Source organism: Vibrio sp. 2132-1, from assembly GCF_033344315.1.
On sequence record NZ_JAWPON010000056.1, the window covers coordinates 1 to 1,547 of the forward strand.

General features: G+C 47.2%; 1 protein-coding gene and 1 pseudogene. Both read right to left on the reverse strand.

Annotated features, from left to right (window positions below; genetic code table 11):
* Positions 1-553: SLC13 family permease (locus R8N47_RS23375; protein WP_318185878.1), on the reverse strand; the 553-nt coding region annotated here is incomplete at its 3' end.
* 231 nt (positions 554-784) lie between these two features.
* A pseudogene (locus R8N47_RS23380) lies at positions 785-1,547 on the reverse strand (elongation factor 1-alpha C-terminal domain-related protein); the annotation flags it as partial.

Consider the following 1,547-nt stretch of genomic DNA (forward strand, 5'->3'; position numbering starts at 1 on the left):
TTAAAAGACCACCCGCTAAGACAGCCAAGCCAATCATCGTCGGAGTAAAAAAGCTTAGACTCGGTAGCCCTGCATCTTCCACAAAGCTATTAATAATAAGGTTGGTCGAAGTACCGATAAGCGTTAATGTGCCGCCAAATATCGCCGCGTAAGAAAGTGGAATCAGTAGCTTAGAAGGCGCGTGCTGTTGATTGCGTTTAATCGCACCAATCAAAGACACAACAACGGCCGTATTGTTGGTAAAGGAAGACAGTAAGGCGGTCGATAACCCAAGCTTGGCGATCACACTGCCTAAATGACCTTCTGAAATACTACGGCTCACCCAACTGATCAGTAACGTTTTTTCTAATGCACAAGAAGCGAGAATCAGCAGGACCAAAGTTAACAATGATGAGTTGGTAAAGTTCGCAGCAATGGTCGTGGAATCCATCATTCCCGCCATGAAAGCAATAAAGGCTGCACCAGCAAAAACGTAGCTCGGCTTAATCTTAGTCACAAGCAAACAAGTGATAATGCCAAGCAAAATCGCTAATACAAATCCTTGTTCCCACATAGCCTTTCCTTACCAAACAGCTCGAAACGAGCAAAACAAACCGCAACACAACAACAGTGTGTAGAGCGATAAAACAAGTAACCAGAGCAAAGCAAAGCGAAAAAGAGTGCCAGAATGCTCAGTTTTCTTGGGCTTCACTGAACATTCCGGTATTAGAGGCAGCCTAACCGCATTTCGCACTCGGTTAGGCTGTGAACCTAGACACTGATAACGTCCCTAGGCTTACTGCCATTACTTCTTGAGTAACTGGCTTAGGTCTTTAGCTTCCCAATGCGGGAAGTGTTTGCGAACAAGGGCGTTCAACTCAAGTTCAAAGGCAGATACATCAGCCAAACCGCGTTCAAGCTCTGTTAAGCTTTCTTTCACCATGCCAGCGCCAACGGTCACATTAGTTAGGCGATCGATGATGATGAAACCACCGGTATCTGCGCAGTCTTGGTAATTGTCCAAAGCTACTGATTCATTGAGCGACCACTCACACAAACCAATGCCATTTAGAGGCAGTTCCGCAGCACCATGTGTCGACAAGTTATTGATGTCGTACTGGTGACGAATAGACTCTACGGGACCAACGGTCTTCTTACCTGCAATCTTGATGTCGTAATCACGACCAGGTTGCAACGGCTGCTCAGTCATCCACACCACATCGGCAGGCTAATGGTTGGTGGTTTGTACTTGCGCATTCTCAAGCACGATCAAATCACCACGGCTGATGTCAATTTCATCATTCAGAGTCAGCGTAACGGCTAGACCAGCTTGCGCTTCTTCAATGTCGCCATCGAAGGTCACAATGCGAGCGACAGTCGACGTTTTACCGGACGGCAATGCTTTGATGGCATCACCGACTTTCACAGAGCCAGACGACACCGTGCCCGCAAAGCCACGGAAATCAAGGTTAGGACGATTCACGTACTGAACAGGGAAACGGAATTCACCCGCACCTTTTTCGTAGTCCACATCCACTGTTTCTAGCAACTCAAGCAACGATGGACCT